20 protein-coding genes are annotated in these 15,913 nt (G+C 45.3%); 5 read left to right on the forward strand and 15 right to left on the reverse strand.

Translation table 11 applies throughout. The features are described 5' to 3' along the window. Positions 1 to 222: 222 nt before the first annotated feature. Positions 223 to 1,575, forward strand: coding sequence for a DUF1329 domain-containing protein (locus M1L23_RS05210; protein ID WP_252626051.1), 1,353 nt, complete (start codon positions 223 to 225; stop codon positions 1,573 to 1,575). 69 nt (positions 1,576 to 1,644) lie between these two features. On the opposite strand, the gene M1L23_RS05215 is transcribed toward M1L23_RS05210, so the two are convergent. The 3 genes from M1L23_RS05215 to M1L23_RS05225 are packed head-to-tail and all read right to left on the reverse strand — an operon-like array spanning position 1,645 to position 4,050. Continuing rightward, positions 1,645 to 2,529 (reverse strand): NAD(P)-dependent oxidoreductase, encoded by an 885-nt coding sequence (locus M1L23_RS05215; protein WP_252626052.1) that lies wholly within the window; start codon positions 2,527 to 2,529, stop codon positions 1,645 to 1,647. Positions 2,530 to 2,533: 4 nt separating this feature from the next. Further along, entirely contained in the window at positions 2,534 to 3,286 is a 753-nt protein-coding gene (locus tag M1L23_RS05220; RefSeq protein WP_252626053.1) for a methyltransferase domain-containing protein, read from the reverse strand. Next, positions 3,283 to 4,050, reverse strand: coding sequence for a Nif3-like dinuclear metal center hexameric protein (locus M1L23_RS05225; protein ID WP_252626054.1), 768 nt, complete (start codon positions 4,048 to 4,050; stop codon positions 3,283 to 3,285). The genes M1L23_RS05220 and M1L23_RS05225 overlap by 4 nt, the downstream gene beginning before the upstream one ends. 86 nt (positions 4,051 to 4,136) lie before the next feature. Between M1L23_RS05225 and M1L23_RS05230 the strand changes: the two genes are divergently transcribed. Next, positions 4,137 to 4,514 (forward strand): hypothetical protein, encoded by a 378-nt coding sequence (locus M1L23_RS05230; RefSeq protein ID WP_252626055.1) that lies wholly within the window; start codon positions 4,137 to 4,139, stop codon positions 4,512 to 4,514. Between the two features lie 46 nt (positions 4,515 to 4,560). On the opposite strand, the gene M1L23_RS05235 is transcribed toward M1L23_RS05230, so the two are convergent. From M1L23_RS05235 to M1L23_RS05285, 11 genes are all read right to left on the reverse strand, one after another. Then, positions 4,561 to 4,797: a DUF3912 family protein gene (locus M1L23_RS05235; protein WP_252626056.1), complete on the reverse strand. Its 237-nt coding sequence runs from the start codon at positions 4,795 to 4,797 to the stop codon at positions 4,561 to 4,563. Between the two features lie 82 nt (positions 4,798 to 4,879). Then, the gene (locus M1L23_RS05240; protein WP_252626057.1) at positions 4,880 to 5,443 is read right to left on the reverse strand and encodes a DUF3833 domain-containing protein; all 564 of its coding nucleotides are present in this window, start codon (positions 5,441 to 5,443) and stop codon (positions 4,880 to 4,882) included. 41 nt (positions 5,444 to 5,484) lie between these two features. Next, positions 5,485 to 6,024, reverse strand: coding sequence for a chalcone isomerase family protein (locus M1L23_RS05245; protein ID WP_252626058.1), 540 nt, complete (start codon positions 6,022 to 6,024; stop codon positions 5,485 to 5,487). Then, positions 6,017 to 6,553, reverse strand: a complete 537-nt coding sequence (locus M1L23_RS05250; protein ID WP_252626059.1) for a DUF2878 domain-containing protein — start codon at positions 6,551 to 6,553, stop codon at positions 6,017 to 6,019. Before M1L23_RS05250 ends, M1L23_RS05245 begins: the two co-directional genes overlap by 8 nt. Next, positions 6,514 to 7,782: a class I SAM-dependent methyltransferase gene (locus M1L23_RS05255; protein ID WP_252626170.1), complete on the reverse strand. Its 1,269-nt coding sequence runs from the start codon at positions 7,780 to 7,782 to the stop codon at positions 6,514 to 6,516. The genes M1L23_RS05250 and M1L23_RS05255 overlap by 40 nt, the downstream gene beginning before the upstream one ends. Positions 7,783 to 7,787: 5 nt before the next feature. After that, positions 7,788 to 8,576 (reverse strand): DUF1365 domain-containing protein, encoded by a 789-nt coding sequence (locus tag M1L23_RS05260; RefSeq protein WP_252626060.1) that lies wholly within the window; start codon positions 8,574 to 8,576, stop codon positions 7,788 to 7,790. After that, a complete protein-coding gene (locus M1L23_RS05265; RefSeq protein ID WP_252626061.1) occupies positions 8,569 to 9,894 on the reverse strand; it encodes an NAD(P)/FAD-dependent oxidoreductase in 1,326 nt (441 codons plus the stop codon). The genes M1L23_RS05260 and M1L23_RS05265 overlap by 8 nt, the downstream gene beginning before the upstream one ends. Further along, complete coding sequence (locus M1L23_RS05270; RefSeq protein ID WP_252626062.1) at positions 9,894 to 10,637, reverse strand: SDR family NAD(P)-dependent oxidoreductase; 744 nt, start codon at positions 10,635 to 10,637, stop codon at positions 9,894 to 9,896. The genes M1L23_RS05265 and M1L23_RS05270 overlap by 1 nt, the downstream gene beginning before the upstream one ends. Beyond that, on the reverse strand, positions 10,634 to 11,074 hold the full coding sequence (locus M1L23_RS05275) for a nuclear transport factor 2 family protein (protein ID WP_252626063.1): 441 nt from the start codon (positions 11,072 to 11,074) through the stop codon (positions 10,634 to 10,636). Before M1L23_RS05275 ends, M1L23_RS05270 begins: the two co-directional genes overlap by 4 nt. Further along, positions 11,061 to 12,476, reverse strand: a complete 1,416-nt coding sequence (locus M1L23_RS05280; RefSeq protein WP_252626064.1) for a cryptochrome/photolyase family protein — start codon at positions 12,474 to 12,476, stop codon at positions 11,061 to 11,063. The genes M1L23_RS05275 and M1L23_RS05280 overlap by 14 nt, the downstream gene beginning before the upstream one ends. 24 nt (positions 12,477 to 12,500) lie before the next feature. Further along, positions 12,501 to 13,436 (reverse strand): YbgA family protein, encoded by a 936-nt coding sequence (locus M1L23_RS05285; protein ID WP_252626065.1) that lies wholly within the window; start codon positions 13,434 to 13,436, stop codon positions 12,501 to 12,503. A gap of 182 nt (positions 13,437 to 13,618) precedes the next feature. Here M1L23_RS05285 and M1L23_RS05290 point away from each other — a divergent pair, with 182 nt between their 5' ends. The 3 genes from M1L23_RS05290 to M1L23_RS05300 all read left to right on the forward strand — a co-directional run bounded on the left by M1L23_RS05290 (position 13,619) and on the right by M1L23_RS05300 (position 15,555). After that, positions 13,619 to 14,212, forward strand: a complete 594-nt coding sequence (locus M1L23_RS05290) for an LON peptidase substrate-binding domain-containing protein (RefSeq protein WP_252626066.1) — start codon at positions 13,619 to 13,621, stop codon at positions 14,210 to 14,212. Positions 14,213 to 14,282: 70 nt separating this feature from the next. After that, positions 14,283 to 14,888 (forward strand): sigma-70 family RNA polymerase sigma factor, encoded by a 606-nt coding sequence (locus tag M1L23_RS05295; protein ID WP_252626171.1) that lies wholly within the window; start codon positions 14,283 to 14,285, stop codon positions 14,886 to 14,888. Then, complete coding sequence (locus M1L23_RS05300; protein ID WP_252626067.1) at positions 14,881 to 15,555, forward strand: ChrR family anti-sigma-E factor; 675 nt, start codon at positions 14,881 to 14,883, stop codon at positions 15,553 to 15,555. The genes M1L23_RS05295 and M1L23_RS05300 overlap by 8 nt, the downstream gene beginning before the upstream one ends. Before the next feature lie 60 nt (positions 15,556 to 15,615). Here the strand turns inward: M1L23_RS05300 and ihfA are convergent, their stop codons facing one another. After that, positions 15,616 to 15,912 (reverse strand): integration host factor subunit alpha, encoded by a 297-nt coding sequence (ihfA, locus tag M1L23_RS05305; protein ID WP_252626068.1) that lies wholly within the window; start codon positions 15,910 to 15,912, stop codon positions 15,616 to 15,618. Position 15,913 lies beyond the last annotated feature (1 nt).

Genomic DNA, 15,913 nt, shown 5'->3' on the forward strand with positions numbered 1-15,913 from the left:
TGTCATTGCGACCTAGGTTATAACTCATTAGAGTGTAATCTAACAGGTGTTTGAAAACCCTTAAACTAAATTTAGTCATAATTATAAAATATGAATTGCTGAATTTGGGCTACGATATTTTATTTTTGATTGTTTTGGTGTAGCTTAACCCTTAATAATGTCTACCAACACCGTATTGGTGGGCAATTTTATAAGAACGCACATGAACTAAGGACAACGACAATGAAAAAAATGATGTTTAGTGCAGGGATTATAGCGCTCTCTCTGCTTTCAGTAAGCGTACAAGCTGCTGTAACTCCAGAAGAAGCTGCTCGTCTAGGCACCGACCTAACACCCTTAGGTGCGGAGCGTGCAGGTAATGCCAGTGGCACAATCCCAGCTTGGGACGGTGGCTTGTCGCGTCCAGGAGAGGATACTAACCGTCCAAAAGACCCGTTTGCCGACGAAAAGCCACTTTTTACCATTACCCGTGCAAACCTTGATCAGTACCGCGACCAACTGTCGCCTGGTCAAATTGCTATGTTTGAACGCTACGATACCTGGGCCATGCCAGTTTACAAAACCCATCGTACCGCAGCCTACCCGCAAGAGTTATACAATATTATCGCTCAAAACGCCGTTAACACCACTTTAGTTGAGGGCGGTAGTGGCTTAAATAACTTCTCTAATGTTATTCCATTCCCTATTCCAAGCAGTGGCATTGAAGTTATTTGGAACCATCTCACCCGTTACCGTGGTGGTGCTGTGGAACGTACTATTGGTCAGTTTCCAGTACAAGCAAACGGCAGTTTTGAAATGGTCCGTTTAAAAGAACACTTAGTATGGCCAGAATATTTAGAAGGCGGCCGCGACGAGCAAGCCGACAACAATATTTTGTTCTACTTCTTACAGCAAGTATTAGCGCCAGCACGCTTAACCGGTACCGTGCTATTAGTGCATGACACCATTGACCAAGTGAAAGAAGGTCGTCGGGCATGGATTTATAACGCGGGCCAGCGTCGTGTACGTCGAGCGCCTAACGTAGCCTACGACGGACCAGGTACAGCGTCAGACGGTTTACGTACCTCAGACGGTCTCGACATGTTTAACGGTGCACCCGACAAGTACAACTGGAAGCTGGTTGGCAAAAAAGAAATGTACATTCCGTACAACAGCTACGGCATGATGAGTACCGACCTGCGTTATAACGACATTTTACTTGCCGGCCACATGAACCCTGAATACCTACGCTATGAATTACACCGCGTATGGGAAGTTGAAGGCACATTGAAAGACGGCGAACGCCATATTTATGCCAAGCGTAACTTCTTTATCGACGAAGACTCGTGGACCGCATCTGTTATTGACCATTACGACAGCCGTGGCGAATTATGGCGTGTGGGTGAAGCCTACAATGCCCAATTCTATGCCTACGATGTGCCGTGGATGGCAGCAGAAGCCCTATACGACTTAAACAACGGTCGTTATGTAGCTCTTGGCTTAGCTAACGAAGAAAGTGTTTATATGAACTTTGATCTTAAAGCTCGCCGTACCGACTACACCACACAAGCACTCCGTCGTTTAGGTATTCGCTAAACACTATTTGTGCTTTAATTGGTAATAAAAAACCCGCTGTGAAAGCGGGTTTTTGTTTTTTACTTTAAATTACTTACTTGCTTTTGGTTCAATAAAACGAGTAAGTAACGACGAAGTGTCCCAGCGCGAGCCACCCTTCGCTTGCACGTCGCCATAAAACTGATCAATCATGGCGGTTAATGGCAAGCGGCTGCCATTTCTATTCGCTTCTTCTAAAGTTAATTGTAAGTCTTTGCGCATCCAGTCAACCGCAAAACCAAACTCGTAATGACCTTCCGCCATGGTTTGCCAACGGTTCGACATTTGCCAACTACCGGCGGCCCCCTGGGAAATAGCTTGAATAACCCGTTCTGGGTCTAAGCCCGCCTGAGCAATAAATTGCATGCCTTCAGCCAAACCTTGAACCACCCCAGCAATGCATATTTGGTTTACCATTTTAGCCAGTTGACCGCTACCCGCGGGGCCTTGCCAACCCACATATTTTGCATAACAGTCGAAGGCAGGTTGTATTTGCTGTAATAGCGCTTGTTCACCCCCTACCATAACCGTTAACACGCCATTTTCAGCACCCGCTTGACCGCCCGACACGGGCGCGTCCATAAAGCCAATGTCATGCTCTTGGCACTGTTCTTCAAGCTCGCGAGCCAGCTTTGCCGACGCAGTGGTGTGATCAACCAAGATACTACCAGCCTTCATGCCGGCTAAAACACCTTCTGCACCGTACACAACGCTACGAACGTCCTCATCGTTACCTACACATACAAAAACAATATCAGCGCCTTCAGCAGCCTGCTTGGGCGTAAAGGCAGCACTGCCTGAATAGGTTTGACACCAACGCTCGGCCACCGCTGCAGTTCGGTTATATACACACACATCGAACCCTTTACGCTGTAGGTGCCCCGCCATCGGAAACCCCATTACGCCCATACCAATAAATGCAACTCGTTGTGTCATTCCGCTAGTCCTTCCTTAAAATGAAATGTTGGTAGCGCCCTAAACTACGGTAAGGTTCAGTGCGCCGGTATTTTAGTTCCAACTCAATGAGCTGTGCTTCATCTGCTCGGGCTGGCTCTTTTAAGTAATCATTAAAACAACGTATACCACTATGGTAAGCCAAGGTTAAAGGAAATTGACTCAACCAATTTTTTACTTGTGCAATATCTAATGGCTGCTGCGGGCTTAACCGCACTTTCTTTTTAACCTTTAAGTCTGCTGCCACATAGTCATGGTTGCCATACACCATATTTGCCATACGCTTGGCCGAGCGATTATAAAACATGAGCGACAACCACCCCCCAGGCGCTACCTTGTCGTTAAGAATTCGTAGTGCTGTATAGGGGTCGGTTAACCATTCAAGTACTGCATGGCAACACACAATGTCGTATACCGCCGGCTCTGCCGCTAACGACTGTAAGGTGGCAACCCTATATTCATATTGTGCCGCTACCCCAGCTGCCTGATGCCTTAACTGCGCTTCATGCACCATGTCGGCGGCGCCGTCTAAGTGCAGTACCTTCTGCCCTGCTTCGGCAAACCACTGGTTCACTTGGCCCAGCCCTGCCCCAGCATCGAGCACGGTTAAGCCTGCTGGCAGCGCCAACAAAGGCGCTAAGTCTTGCTTTAATACCGCCTCACGAATACGGCCTTTACGGGTGGCATAAATGTTTTTGGCAAATTTAGCCGAGTCATGGGTAAATATACGGTCCTTCATGCGGGGTTATCAATATCTATAAACTGCACGTCTAAACCACATTCTGCGGCTAGTTTATTGCCCAGCGCTTTAATGCCGTAACGCTCCGTAGCATGGTGCCCTGCGGCAAAAAATTGAATGCCACATTCGCGCGCTACATGAATGGTTTGCTCCGACACTTCACCGGTAATAAAAGCATCGGCCCCTGCTGTTAGTGCGGCTTCAATAAAACCTTGCCCGCCCCCGGTACAAACCGCTATACGCTGAATAGTTGTGGCATTTTGTACCGACGCTGTTAACGGCCGTGCTAATAAGGTTTCTAGCCGCGCGGCTAACTCATTACCTGTACAGGGCTCGTTAAGCTGCGACAGCATAAGTACGCCCCGCGGAGCAACGCTTTCTACCGGGTAAATTGGCTGCTGGCTATTACCGCCATTTATTAGCTTGATTAATTCAACGTTATTACCAAATTCAGGGTGCACATCAAGTGGTAAGTGGTACGCCACTAAATTTATATTGGCTGCTAACAAGGCTTTAATGCGGCGTCGCTTCATACCTGTAATAGGCTCGTGTTCGCCCTTCCAAAAGTAACCATGGTGTACCAATAAAGTGTCGGCACCCACCGCTATGGCTTGGTCGATCAAAGCTTGGCTGGCGGTTACCCCAGTTACTACTTTAGCAATGGTGGCACTGCCTTCTACTTGTAAGCCATTTGGGCAGTAGTCTTGTACTGCTGCTGGCTCAAGCCAACTGTTTAATTGCAACATAAGCTGATCGCGGTGCATATACCCTTCCCCCGGTTGATTAGACAGAATAGACAAAAACATGTATAAAATTAGACAACCTAATGGTATCACACAGGAATTACCCAATGAGCAAACTAGATAAAGAGAAAGTTCTCAGCGAGTTTTCCGATGCTTATAAAGTAGCACACGGAACAGCGCCGAACGTCGAAGAAAGTAGTGGTTGGTATAGTGTTGAAGGCAGCAAGAACATGCGCCTAGCTAAATTAGCCGAATGGACCGCTGAACTAAATTCGGGCAAGGCAGAAGCAGCGCCAGCAGCCACTAAAGCTAAACCAGTTGTTAAGCCTAGTGCTAAAACCACGCCAGCAGTTTCTGCCGAAGCAGTGGTAAATGTCACTCATAGTGCCGGCGGTTTAAGCGCCAAAGAACTATGGCAGCAGCGTTTAGAACAAACCCATATTCAAAATCGCTTACCGCGCGGCTTCCAACAAGCAGGTAATTAGGCGCTTTATTGGGCCTTAAAACACAAAACCCAGCCTTTGGCTGGGTTTACCATCGATGCCTTTCCGGGCGCATTTTTATTTTACGGTAGCGATAAACAATAAATTCTTTACGCTTAAAGCTAACCATGTTTTCACCAAAGTCTCCGCCCGACACTTGGTATTCTTCATCATCAATTACACGTTTTACCAGCCCAAGTTTACCTTGGTGCTCGCCACGTTTTATAAAAACCGTTTGCCCCAAAATATCTGGGTCATTATAAACAAAGCTAACGTGCGAAACCATACGCTTAAGCCACCTTCTTAATGTACATGCTGTCTTTATCGGCTTAAAGCCGTAAAACTAAAGGTAACCATTATACCTTATGCTAGCGATTCATGCGTTCCATATATATAGTAATTTCGCCAACCTTAAAGCCAAACTTGGTCATTTTTGTTCTGTTCATTAGCCGCTGGGAGTCTAATAAGAACATCCAGTCGTCTAAGGTAATGGCGATACTACCTTCGCCCCAGGGCACCTCTAGTTGGTAAGCCCAGTACAAAGCATTACCAGCCGTTACGCCATTTGCTACTCCCTTTACGTCTTCCGCTCGGCCTTGGTATTCGTTCTCCCCTATTTTATCAATTAGCCAAGTGCGTGTTTGCTCGCGGCCATCGTCCCAATAGAATTTCTCATACAACTCTCCATGCAAAACACCCTGCGCACCTTCCTTCCAACTCCCTTGTATAGCAACTCGAAAACGTTGAGTAACAATACCTTTTCTATCCTGCACAACACCATGCGCTACTAAGCTGCCGTTAAAAAACTCTTCCAATTTAAGCACTGGCTTATTACCTTGGTAATCATTTATTTGCGCGGAGCAACCAACTAATAGCAACCAGCTTGTTAAAGCAATCATGGTGTTGCCAACTTTACGGCTTAATGCATTCATTTTATTTCCTTTAAATGTTTGGAATATGTTGCACAGAAGTCTTAGCGGCCAACAAGTTCATTACGATTGCGTTGAAAGCTCGACTCTGGTGACAGCCAAATGGCTAAAAACTGGTCTGCAAACTGCTCGTTTTGAACCGTACCTAGTAAGCCTTCTGCAGTGTAAAAAGTAACACCATGACCTTTAATATGTTCTGCTATTAAACAATCGTTGGTCTTCACATCAGGCCATAAAGCATGTAATTGCTGCAACCATTGCTCGCTTTGGTAGGTAACCGGAAAACCTTGCTTTTCCCATTCGTCTGCGGTGGCCTTTAATAAATCAGCTGCTTTAATAGCGCGTAAATAATTCAGCTCAAGCTGCAGGCTGGTGTACTCTGGGTAGTGTCCCGTATTTGTTCTCAAATAAGCGTCGTATACTTTAAAAAAAAGCACTTGAACACGGGTTTTGCCTACAGTTTGTAGTTGTGTGCCAGCAATTTTATGGCACTGTGAAAGCTCAGTTGCTGCTTTTCCTTGCGCAAGAGTCAAAAATAATATTACCAGCGTAAGCCATAAAACAGCTAAAGTGGTTTTAAGCATTATTTATTCCCTGTTCCTTAGCTCTATAAAAAGTTACCAGCCGAGCAAACATCAGCATTAATACTGCCCAAACAAAGCCATAAGCACTTACCATTACCAGCTTACTCACCAACAGTTCTGCCGCATCAAAGCGAACACCAGCTAAATAAGTGATAGGCCCAAACACCAGCCCGAACAGTAATGCTAAGCCGTAGCGTCTTGCCATCCAGTCCATGCTGGTAAAAGCGGTAGCAGCAAAACCAAGCCATAGCACCACTAACCACAAGGGCAAATAGTCAGTGCCGGAAAATTTCAATACTCCTGCATACACCAATGTTAATTCAGCTACTAACCCTGTTAAAACAAATAACACTAAGGCCTTAAGCTGTTGCACCAAATGCCGCCAGTTCACTGCATAGAGCACCACCACCAATACACCTGTTAACCCAATAAAGTCGGCTCGCCCCCAAACGGCTAAAAACCAAACCACATCAAATAAAACAACATGAATTAAGCGCTGAGCTGAAAGTTCTTTAAAGATGTTTTGCATTGTGATTTTGTCGCCATTAGTTGCACGGTACTTACCGAACGCTCTCGAAACGCACCCTCGCAATAGCTCAAGTAATAATTCCAAAATCGGTTGAATTTTTGATCGTAACCAAAAGGTACTAATTCATTTTTTCGGTTATTAAATGCCTTTCTCCAATCTTTTAAAGTGTCTGCGTAATGCAGTCCTATATCGTCCAGTTGGCGTAAACTCATGTCTGTATGTTTACGAAACATCTGGGCAATAAGTTCTACTGAAGGCAAATAACCACCAGGAAAAACATAGCGCTGAATAAAATCAACATTGCGGTTGTACGACTTCATGCGCTGATCCGCAATAGTAATCGACTGCAGCACCATGCGCCCATCAGGTTTCAATAAGCGAGCACATTGCTTAAAGAACTGCGGTAAGTACTTCGCTCCCACCGCTTCTATCATTTCCACTGAAATTAACTTGTCAAATGTGCCGGTTAAGTCGCGGTAATCTTGTTTTAGCAAAGTGACTTTATTTTCCAACCCATGCATTTTTACCTGCGTTGTTGCGTAAGCGTATTGCTCTTCAGAAATAGTGGTAGTGGTTACTTGGCAGCCATAGTGAGTGGCGGCAAAAATAGCTAACCCACCCCAGCCAGTACCAATTTCTATCAGGTGATCATGTTCAGTTAACTCGAGCATTTGACACAGCCGGTGCAGTTTATGCTCTTGCCCTGCCTGTAAAGATGCCCCTGCTACTGGGTAGACAGCACTCGAATATTGCATCAGTGGATCAAGAAAGCGGGAATACAATTCATTGCCTAAGTCGTAATGTTCAGCAATGTTTTGCTTCGCTTGCTGCTTGCTATTATTACGACGTATATGCCCCAACATATGTAGCGGCCAACTTAACCAAGCAAAGCGGCGTTCTATTTTATCTAAAGCACTGATATTCATTGCAAACACACGAATAACATTGGTTACATTGGGGCTGGTCCATTCCTGTTGAATAAAAGCCTCGCCAGCACCAATGTCACCTTGAAATAAAAACCGGGTATAGGTTTTAGGGTTCAGTACATCGATACGTGCTTTTATATTAGCTTTTGGATCACCAAAGCTGCCGACCAGCTGCCCCTGTTCAAACATGGTTAAGTAACCAAAATTCAAGTGCGACAAAACTTTAAATAAAGCTATTCGCGCTAATCGTTGAGCCACTGAAGGTACAATATGTAAAGTGGCTATAGACTGGTTCTGAGGCATTTGGGTCATACATCATTCCTATTCTTGCGGTACCCATAAAACGGTACTTTTTTTATAAACAACAGCACTGCTTGCCAATATATTCCAGCGACAATTTTCAACGTCATTACTGGATGTTTTCTTAATACGCGAAATACCTCAGAACGGTTTAATGCTGTTCGCGTTAAAGTCATGGTGGCATCAAATTCTAGTTGTTTACGGCGAGCCCCTATATGCACTAAGGCATGTTTTTCTGGGCCACGAATACGCCATTCATACTCCATTTCCATTGGATTGAAGGGCGACACATGAAAGTTTTTTTCAGTATTAGGAATACGACCTTGTTCATTTAACGCGGTTAAACAAACCAAATAATAATGGCGTTTATTCCACGGCGTATTGCTTACTTCGGCAAGCATGTGGGTATAGTTGCCTTGCTTGTTTTGCAGGAAGTAACAGTTTAGGGGACTAAAAAAAAGCCCCCAAGTGCGAATATTACCTAAAAAAAACACTTTTCCTTGCAGGGTTTGGTTGCTTAGGTCATTCATTTTGCGCACTGCCGCTGCGGCTAGGGTTTCAGTATTGGGGTTATAAAAGCCCGGCAAATAGTCGCTAGGTTTAAACTGCAAGGGTGCCCATTGTTCTGTGGTACTTAACCAGTGAGTTAGCTTATTCACTTGGTCTAACTCATCAAGCGCTAAACTCCACTGCATTAACTTATAATTAAATTGATGAGTTTTAGGCACAAAGCGACGGTGCCGCACACTACCCCAATAAATGGCGCTGTGCATAATCATACTGTTGGATTTATCCATATTGGGGTAAATCCTGAGCTTCCGGCTTTATGGCTGCTACGCCAAAGCGCTCTGCTAAATCATTGGCGCTTCGTACTCCATCTTCATGAAAACCGTTATACCAATAGGCACCACAGAAATGCGTTGCTTGCAAACCACATATGTGTTGGCGTTGTTTTCGAGCTGCAAATGAGGCCACAGAATACACTGGGTGGTGATAAGTAAATTGTCTTAATATTTTACTTTTAGCAATTGCTTTGGTGTTGTTTAAAGTCACACAAAACACTGGCTCAGGTGTATTAGCTTTTGGCAGCGGTAACCCCTGTAGTATATTCATGTTATACGTTAGGCTCGTTGGCAAGGTATGACTATTTTGCTCCGCAGACAGCAAGTAATTCCAACTTGCCCAAGCCGCGCGGCGCACAGGCAACTGCGACACGTCCGTATGCAACACCACCTCATTGGCTTGGTAAGGTATGCCACCCAGCACTTTTTGTTCTGCTGCGGTGGGGTCATCTAATAAAGCTAATGCTTCGTCGCTATGGCAGGCAAACACCACATGTTCAAACTGCTGTTCTGTACCGTTGGCAAAGCGTAATACGGCACCTTCTGTGTTCCTATATACGCCTTGAATACTGGTGTTGGTATGTATTTTATCGGCAAACGGCTTGGTTAAAGGGCCTAAATACTGCCGTGAACCGCCTTTAATAACAGCCCATTGGGGACGATCTTGAATATTGAGCAAACCATGATTCATAAAAAAACGTAAGAAAAAGCCCAAAGGAAACTGGGTTGTTTCCTGCAAGCTTGCCGACCAAATTGCCGCACACATGGGAAATAAGTAATTGTTTTTAAACATATCACTCAGTTTTAATTCTTGCACAAATTCACCAAGCGATATGTCATCTAGCGGCGTGTTGTTGGCAACGGAATGCTCAAAAGTAAGTTTTGCTTTGTTGTTAAAACGCACTATTTCGGCTAAAAACTTATAAAAGCTGGGTTTGAAGAAGTTGCGCCGCTGAGCGAACAAGGTGGTTAGGCTATGGCCATTATACTCCAAGCCTGTAATTGAATTTTTCACACTAAAGCTCATTTCCGTGTCTTGCCATTGCACACCTAAACCACGCATTAACGCCCTAAACAGCGGATAAGTGCGGTCGTTAAACACAATAAAGCCCGTGTCGATGCTGTATTTTTTACCATCCAACTCAACATCTACCGTTGCCGTATGGCCACCAATAACCTGGTTCTTTTCAAATACCTGCACCTCGTGCTTGGTGTTCAATAAATGTGCAGCCGTTAGGCCAGCAATGCCTGTACCAATAATAGCAACGCGCATTAGGTGTCCTTTTTCATTCGTTTCGATAACGTTATTTGCCAAGCCAACGGCAATTTATTTAACATCCGCAGCACCCAGCCAAATAAACGTGGGAAATATATTTGTTGCTTACCTTTGGCAATACCACTGCGAATTGCCCGAGAAGCTTCATGAACAGACACTCGCATGGGCATTTCAAAGTCATTCACATCGGTTAAAGGCGTTTTCACAAACCCCGGTGACACCGAAGTTACCTGAATACCTTGCGGGGCTAAGTCTATTTTGAGGGTGTTAGATAAGTAATGCACAGCCGCTTTACTCGAGGCATAGGCTTCTGCGCGGGTAAATGGAAACAGCCGCGCCATACTGTCAACTAGCACCAAACGGCTGCCTGGCTTTAATTGTGGCAACAGTCCTTCAATACAGTGCACCACACCAAAATAATTCGCGTCGAACACCCGCTTAAACAATGCACCAGTAATGTCACTAGGTTGGTCGATATATTCACAAACCCCTGCATTTAAAATAGCGCAATCAACTTCTGTTACAGGCTGTAATGCATTAATAGTGGCTGCATGGTTGGTAACATCAAAGCTGAGTGTTGTTAACCGTTGTTCACACCCATGGGTACCCAACTCTGCTACGAGCGCAGCAAGCTTTTCAGGGTTCCGACCACAGGCTATAACCGTGTCACCTGCAGTTAGGTAGTCTGCAACCAACTGCCGGCCTATACCCGAGGTAGCACCGGTAATAAGTACCTTCATGCGTGCTCCAAATGGCGGCGTACTTTACGTACTAAAAAGCCAATCACAGGTAAGTGTTCATATACCATTGCGCCAAGATCACAAAAGTCGCGATGCAAGGTAATTAAGCTAGTATCAGCGTCGAACTGCACCCAACTAGCACCAGGCACTATAATTTCTTTGCCGCCACCAATACTGGGATGTTTTAAATGCATTTCCCATACTAAAAAAGCATTATTATTAATTTGGCTAACCTGCTCAAAATGAAATAAACATTGTTCGGCATTACCCAAACCATGCGTAAAATAAGCTTTAAGTGGCTCCCGCCCATGCACTTCCTGAACAGCGTCTTTAAACACAATGTTCGGGTGGTAAAGTGTGTCAATCGCTGAAAAGTCATTGCTATGCATATCTGCGTAAAAACTTTTTAGCTGTTCAAGCTGTTTAGAGTAAGCCATTTTTCACCTGCTTAAAGGTCGTTATAAATGTATCGCGCATGGTGCCATGGTCCACTATAGGCTTAGGGTAGCTATTGCTGCGATCATATTGCTGCAACCAACCATAAGGTGTGTGAATGTGTTTAGCTGGCACCTGCTTTAATTCGTCTACCCATTTACGAATATAGCTACCTGAAGGATCAAATTTCTCACCTTGCCGTTGTGGGTTAAACACTCGAAAATAAGGTGCCGCGTCGGTTCCTGTGCCTGCACTCCACTGCCAGCCACCATTATTAGCGGCAAAACTGCCATCCACTAACTGCTGCATAAAATAAGCTTCACCTAAACGCCAATCGAGGTGTAAGTCTTTCACTAGGAAGCTCGCTACAATCATGCGCACGCGGTTATGCATCCAGCCGGTGGTATTTAATTCGCGCATGCCTGCGTCAACAATAGGATAGCCGGTACGGCCTTCACACCAGGCCTGAAAGCGTGTTTCGCTTATTGTCCATGGGTAAGCGTCGGTTTCTTGCTGAAAGCCTTTCCCTTGGCTTAAACGCGCCACATGCCACATTAGGTGTTGGTAGAATTCGCGCCAAGCCAGTTCCGACAACCAAGTGTTCGCCCCTTGTTCTAAGCCATAAGGAAAGTCGGGCGTTAACGCTGCCAATTGGCGGGCAATGGTACTTACACCTAAACTACCGTTTTCTAAATAAGGCGACAGCGTCGATGTGCCAAGCTTGGCTGGAAAGTCTCGTTCCGTACCATAGCCATGTAAACGCTCGTTATAAAACAATTCGAAGGTGTGTAGTATGGTTTCGGAGGTTGCTGCCCACTGGCTACTGTCGCGTTTTTCGCCTTGCAAATGAATTGCCGGCGGCTGCAGTGCAGCGGCTTTCGCGTTTAATTGGTAGGGTGCTGGCACGCCCTGCTCTGCTAATACAGTTAACCAGCGTTTATAGAACGGAGTAAATTTTTTATAATAGCTGCCCTGCCCTGTTTGCACTTGTTCTGGTGCAACTAATAACAGGTCGTCGCTTATATGGCTTTGAATACCATGTTGTTGAAGCCAACCTACAACAGCGCGATCGCGCACTTTTTCGTCAAGCGGATACTCGCGATTAAAATATAAATGCTTAGCTTGTTGCTGTTGCATAAAGTTGTAAAGCGCAGCGGGCACCCCAGCGTAGGTGTGCACCTGTAACACATGCAAGGCTACCCCTAAGGCTGCCAGTTCAGCCGCTAAGCTATTTAATCGGCGCTGATATAAATCGCGCTTCATGGGCGACCAATGGTGCCGTTGCCAAGTGGCTTCTGTTGCCGTTACCACCGCCACCACTTGCTCATGATTTTGCCACGCTTGCGCCACTGCGGTGTTGTCTTGCAAGCGTAAGTCTTGCTTAAACCAAATAACTGCCGTCATAAATACTCAGTGTTCAATAGGAGGTTATAAGCCGTAGCGTAAACGCAACGACTGAGGGTAAGGCTGAAAATAACTTTGCCCGGCTAGGTAGTCTTTCGGGTACAAATTTAAATAATGTTTAAATAACGCTAATGGCGCACTTAACGGCTCTAAGCCAGCTCGGTACTCAAGTATGAGTTGAGCTAAGGCTTCCCGCTCTACGGTGCTTAAATTAGTTTTAAAGTAGCCTTGTACATGCTGTAGCACATTGGTGTGGTTGGCCTTTGAAGCTGGCTTAGCCAATGCATTCATTACTTGCACAATATAGTCTTGGGCGAAGCTTTCGTTTAACTGTTCAAGCTCACCTAAGCGTTTACCCAAAGCACGGTATGCCGGTTGATTGTGCGCGAGTAACAACAACTTATGCCGAGTATGAAAAGCCAAGACATCTTTTTTATTTAACGGTCGTGGTAACGCTTTCCACTCGGAATAAACAAACAACCGCAACACAAAGTTTTCCCGCAGGTGTGGGTCGTTTAAGCGGCCGTCTTCTTCCATCGGCAACGCAGGTTCAAGCTCTTTTAGGCGCTGAGCAAAAATACCCACCCCCGCTTTACGATTGTCTTTTTCGCCTGGTGTATATAAACGCACGCGCTCTAGGCCGCAGCTTGGCGACTTGGCACACAGCACATAACCACTTAATTCGTTTAATTGGTGCTTGCGCACATCGGCAAAGTCTCGCAGCTTCGTGGTTATGTCTTCACCTGTTTTAGTAATTAGTGCGCGGGTGGTACCGTTTTCTAACCCTTCTAAACGAATGCTGGGCCTGGGTATTGGTAAGCCAATGCCTATTTCCGGGCACAGAGGCAAGTATTCCACAAATTCATTTAAGTCGTTTTGACAAAAGTCCGACGCCTTATGGCCCCCGTCGTAACGCACTTTGTGCCCAATTAAACATGAGCTAATACCTACTTTAATCATGTGCTTCCCTTATGTTTTACAGTTTTTTGCTGCTTTGTGGCTTATACGCTTTTTATCGATAAAAAGATTGATGAATAATATTGGTAAGAATTAAAGATCCAAACTAGGCCATAACTGCGTAATAGCATGGACCGAAATAAACTTCTATTACTGTACGTTAACCGCCATGGTGCTAATTCTTTATGGGTAAACAATTAAACACCACAACAGTCGCTTTACTTCCGCTGGAAACAATTATTTTGCCAGGTGGCCGTATGCAACTAAGTATTTTTGAACCCCGTTATATACGCATGGTGAAAGAGTCGCTGCAACATACCCGTAACTTTGGCCTTGGCATGCTGAACAGTAATGGCAATAAAGCAAGCAACCAACATATTTATGCTCTTGGTACGCAAGTGCAAGTAGTTGATTTTAAATCTTTAGCCAACGGCACACTGGGTATTACCGTTGCTGGGAAAGAGTTATTTGAAATTGAAACCATAACAACCGAACACGACGGGTTAAGAAGTGCCAAGGTAAAACTACTTTCACCTTGGTTTAGCCCGTTTGCAGAAGTAAGTTCAGAACAAGCGACTCTAGCAGAGCGTTTACAAGAGGTGTATGACACTTACCCTGACATTGGCGAGCTATATCCAGAAAAACACTACCATGATGCTAGCTGGCTTTGCGCTCGGTGGCTGGAGCTATTACCGCTGTCAGCGGAACAAAAACATGCTCTTATTGCCAGTCATAACCCTGTGCATATAGCCCGTTATATTTGTAGTTTGTTTGAATAATTTGGCACCACATAGCAATAAGGCGTAAACTAGCATGCATGCATTACACCACCAACACGGCACGGGCCAAATGACAACACGCCCAATAGAGGCACAGGCCAGTAAAACTGCTGAGCACTTAGCAGCTTTATTAGCTAAGGTTGCAGCTAACCAATGTCGCGGCGCTTTTAGTGAGCTGTTCCAGTACTTTGCTCCACGACTACAGGCTTACGCGGCAAATAAATTCGGTAATCAACAGTTGGCCGCCGACTTAGTGCAAGAAACTATGACCAATGTATGGTTAAAAGCCCATTTGTTTCATGCCGACCGGGGCTCAGCCTCAACGTGGGTGTTTACTATTGCCCGAAATACCGGCTTCGACTATTTACGCAAAAACAAGCACCGCTTAACCGACTTAAGTGCCGACGAATTATGGCCTATTCTGGCTGAAACCAACGACAGCTTGAACGACAGTGCACACAACCACAGCGCCCTCGACGACAAACTGTTAATGGAGCAAATAAGCTCCTACTACAAACAACTACCAGACAGCCAGCGTATTGTAATTGAACTTATTTATATTGAAGGTTTGTCGCAGCAAGAAGTGTCTGACTCACTCAATGTGCCATTAGGTACAGTCAAATCGAGAACACGCCTTGGTCTGCAAAAACTAAGAGAGATGATTGATCATGATTAAGTATCATCCCACCGATCAACTTATAGAACAGTTCGCTGGCGGCCTATTAACCCCCGCCCTAAGTGTTATTGTGGCAACCCATATTGACTTGTGTCCACGCTGCCAACAAGTTGCTCATGACGCGGAACAGCTACTTGCTGAACAAGTAATGCACACAACCCCTAACAAGCTGCCACCAGAATTAAACCAGCAGTTCAACGCTATGCTGGAGCAAATACTTGCTACTCCAGCACCCAGCACTATTATTCAGCCGCCATACCATGAAAACCTGCACCTAAACGGTAAAGTGTTTAACTTGCCGGCCACCTTAGCCCGCCAGTACCACCGCATTGGTGAATGGAGTCGAGTACCGGGCAAAATGCTCAAAGCACCGCTTCATTTGGGCTCTAACGAATGTATTAACTTAATTTATATGGACCATGGCAGCCGCGTGCCAGAACATACCCATAAGGGTAATGAAATTACTTTGGTAATAAATGGTGTATTTAACGACGAACAAGATGAATACAAAGACGGTGACTTTGTATTACTAAGCCAACAGCACACCCATCAGCCAGAAACCCGCGACGAAGACTGCTTAACCCTAGCGACTCTTGACGCCCCATTGCACTTTACCTCGGGCATAGCGCGTTTGCTAAACCCTTTTAGTAGCTTGTTTTTCAAATAAAATTTAATCGCAGGCAAAAAAAAGCCCACTTTTAAAGTGGGCTTATTATTATTTTTGTGTTTATTCTTTCAGTTCAACGTTTTCTACTCGAGCTTTAAGCTTTTGCCCGGGTCTGAAAGTAACTACCCGCCGCGCTGAAATTGGAATGTCTTCGCCGGTTTTAGGATTTCGGCCCGGCCGTTCAGCTTTGTCGCGCAAATCAAAGTTTCCAAACCCAGATATTTTAACTTGGTCTCCGCTCTCCAGTGCTACGCGTATTTCCTCAAAGAACAAATCAACTAATTCCTTGGCGTCACGCTTGCTCATTCCTATTTTTTCGTACAGATGCTCTGCAATATCCGCTTTGGTCAGTGCCATC

The sequence above is a fragment of the Aliidiomarina quisquiliarum genome (genome assembly GCF_023922585.1).
GTDB lineage: Bacteria > Pseudomonadota > Gammaproteobacteria > Enterobacterales > Alteromonadaceae > Aliidiomarina > Aliidiomarina quisquiliarum.

What these genes read in the sequence shown, in the direction of transcription:
- M1L23_RS05210 (WP_252626051.1), top strand. Translation starts at nt 223, where the DNA reads ATGAAAAAAATGATGTTTAGTGCAGGGATTATAGCGCTCTCTCTGCTT.
- M1L23_RS05215 (WP_252626052.1), bottom strand. Translation starts at nt 2,529, where the DNA reads ATGACACAACGAGTTGCATTTATTGGTATGGGCGTAATGGGGTTTCCG.
- M1L23_RS05220 (WP_252626053.1), bottom strand. Translation starts at nt 3,286, where the DNA reads ATGAAGGACCGTATATTTACCCATGACTCGGCTAAATTTGCCAAAAAC.
- M1L23_RS05225 (WP_252626054.1), bottom strand. Translation starts at nt 4,050, where the DNA reads ATGCACCGCGATCAGCTTATGTTGCAATTAAACAGTTGGCTTGAGCCA.
- M1L23_RS05230 (WP_252626055.1), top strand. Translation starts at nt 4,137, where the DNA reads ATGAGCAAACTAGATAAAGAGAAAGTTCTCAGCGAGTTTTCCGATGCT.
- M1L23_RS05235 (WP_252626056.1), bottom strand. Translation starts at nt 4,797, where the DNA reads ATGGTTTCGCACGTTAGCTTTGTTTATAATGACCCAGATATTTTGGGG.
- M1L23_RS05240 (WP_252626057.1), bottom strand. Translation starts at nt 5,443, where the DNA reads ATGAATGCATTAAGCCGTAAAGTTGGCAACACCATGATTGCTTTAACA.
- M1L23_RS05245 (WP_252626058.1), bottom strand. Translation starts at nt 6,024, where the DNA reads ATGCTTAAAACCACTTTAGCTGTTTTATGGCTTACGCTGGTAATATTA.
- M1L23_RS05250 (WP_252626059.1), bottom strand. Translation starts at nt 6,553, where the DNA reads ATGCAAAACATCTTTAAAGAACTTTCAGCTCAGCGCTTAATTCATGTT.
- M1L23_RS05255 (WP_252626170.1), bottom strand. Translation starts at nt 7,782, where the DNA reads ATGCCTCAGAACCAGTCTATAGCCACTTTACATATTGTACCTTCAGTG.
- M1L23_RS05260 (WP_252626060.1), bottom strand. Translation starts at nt 8,576, where the DNA reads ATGGATAAATCCAACAGTATGATTATGCACAGCGCCATTTATTGGGGT.
- M1L23_RS05265 (WP_252626061.1), bottom strand. Translation starts at nt 9,894, where the DNA reads ATGCGCGTTGCTATTATTGGTACAGGCATTGCTGGCCTAACGGCTGCA.
- M1L23_RS05270 (WP_252626062.1), bottom strand. Translation starts at nt 10,637, where the DNA reads ATGAAGGTACTTATTACCGGTGCTACCTCGGGTATAGGCCGGCAGTTG.
- M1L23_RS05275 (WP_252626063.1), bottom strand. Translation starts at nt 11,074, where the DNA reads ATGGCTTACTCTAAACAGCTTGAACAGCTAAAAAGTTTTTACGCAGAT.
- M1L23_RS05280 (WP_252626064.1), bottom strand. Translation starts at nt 12,476, where the DNA reads ATGACGGCAGTTATTTGGTTTAAGCAAGACTTACGCTTGCAAGACAAC.
- M1L23_RS05285 (WP_252626065.1), bottom strand. Translation starts at nt 13,436, where the DNA reads ATGATTAAAGTAGGTATTAGCTCATGTTTAATTGGGCACAAAGTGCGT.
- M1L23_RS05290 (WP_252626066.1), top strand. Translation starts at nt 13,619, where the DNA reads ATGGGTAAACAATTAAACACCACAACAGTCGCTTTACTTCCGCTGGAA.
- M1L23_RS05295 (WP_252626171.1), top strand. Translation starts at nt 14,283, where the DNA reads ATGACAACACGCCCAATAGAGGCACAGGCCAGTAAAACTGCTGAGCAC.
- M1L23_RS05300 (WP_252626067.1), top strand. Translation starts at nt 14,881, where the DNA reads ATGATTAAGTATCATCCCACCGATCAACTTATAGAACAGTTCGCTGGC.
- ihfA (WP_252626068.1), bottom strand. Translation starts at nt 15,912, where the DNA reads ATGGCACTGACCAAAGCGGATATTGCAGAGCATCTGTACGAAAAAATA.